Origin of the sequence: Flavobacterium agrisoli (genome assembly GCF_016522065.1) — a bacterium.
In the GTDB taxonomy this organism is placed as follows: domain Bacteria; phylum Bacteroidota; class Bacteroidia; order Flavobacteriales; family Flavobacteriaceae; genus Flavobacterium; species Flavobacterium agrisoli.
In genome coordinates this window covers 1-1205 of the sequence record NZ_JAEHFV010000018.1, presented here as the reverse complement: position 1 = coordinate 1205, position 1205 = coordinate 1, and the positions used below count along the sequence as shown (strand labels likewise).

2 protein-coding genes are annotated in these 1205 nt (G+C 33.6%); both read left to right on the top strand.

Translation table 11 applies throughout. The features are described from left to right. The first annotated feature begins 139 nt into the window (after positions 1-139). Positions 140-544: an endonuclease domain-containing protein gene (locus I5M07_RS15950; RefSeq protein WP_200107443.1), complete on the top strand. Its 405-nt coding sequence runs from the start codon at positions 140-142 to the stop codon at positions 542-544. 150 nt (positions 545-694) lie between these two features. Beyond that, positions 695-1099 carry an endonuclease domain-containing protein gene (locus I5M07_RS15945; protein WP_200107442.1) on the top strand — a complete coding sequence of 135 codons (405 nt, stop codon included), beginning with the start codon at positions 695-697 and terminating at the stop codon, positions 1097-1099. Positions 1100-1205 lie beyond the last annotated feature (106 nt).

Sequence of the window (1205 nt, the reverse complement as noted above, 5' to 3'; positions counted from 1 at the left end):
CTCCTCGAGGAGGGCTAGGGAGGTGTAGGAAGAGGAGGTATTTAAAAAGTTTTCAATAGAAGTATTAATTTGAATTAAACACTATTTAGTTCCCTCCTCGAGGAGGGTTAGGGAGGTGTTAAAAGCTGATTTTTAAAATATGAAACGTAAAATCATACCTTATAATCCCAAATTAACTGCCTTAGCAAGAGATCTTCGTAATAATTCCACAAAGGCAGAAATTATCGTTTGGCAGAAATTAAAAAGAAAGCTAATGTATGGTTATGATTTTCATCGTCAGAAGCCAATAGATAATTATATTTTGGATTTTTTCTGTTATGAACTAATGTTAGGCATTGAAGTAGATGGTTATTCGCATGAATTTTTGGAGGTTTATAATAAAGATGTCGTAAAAGAAAATAAGATGAATGAAATTGGAATTACGATATTACGATTTTCTGATTTTCAAGTTTTAAAAGATACTGAAAATGTAATAAGAGCTATTGAATTTTATATTGTTGAATACGAAAAACACACCCCCAACCCCTCTCAAGAGGGGAGCTAATAGAAAGCAGTTCCCTCCTCGAGGAGGGCTAGGGAGGTGTAGGAAGAGGAGGTATTTAAAAAGTTTTCAAAAGGAGTATAAATTTTAAATAAGCACGATTTGGTTCCCTCCTTGAGGAGGGTTAGGGAGGTGTAAAACTAATATTTGAAAATGAAACGTAAAATCATACCTTATAATCCCAAATTAACTGCCTTAGCAAGAGATCTTCGTAATAATTCCACAAAGGCAGAAATTATCCTTTGGCAGAAATTAAAAAGAAAGCAAATGTATGGTTATGATTTTCATCGTCAGAAGCCAATAGCTAATTATATTTTGGATTTTTTCTGGTATGAACTGATGTTAGGCATTGAAGTAGATGGTTATTCGCATGAATTTTTGGAGGTTTATAATAAAGATGTCGTAAAAGAAAATAAGATGAATGAAATTGGAATTACGATATTACGATTTACTGATTTTCAGGTTTTAAAGGATACAGAGAATGTTCTTCGTGCGATTGAGTTTTATATACTTGAATTTGAAAAACACACCCCCAGCCCCTCTCGAGAGGGGAGCTAGTAGAAAGCAGTTCCCTCCTCGGCGAGAGTTCAATGTCATTAAGTTAAGGGTTTAGGGGTTCAATTAGCAGGTGTTTTATTTTTATTTTAATACTATTTTTCGTATT

Coding starts and splice junctions, on each gene's coding strand:
- I5M07_RS15950 (WP_200107443.1), top strand. CDS start 140: ATGAAACGTAAAATCATACCTTATAATCCCAAATTAACTGCCTTAGCA.
- I5M07_RS15945 (WP_200107442.1), top strand. CDS start 695: ATGAAACGTAAAATCATACCTTATAATCCCAAATTAACTGCCTTAGCA.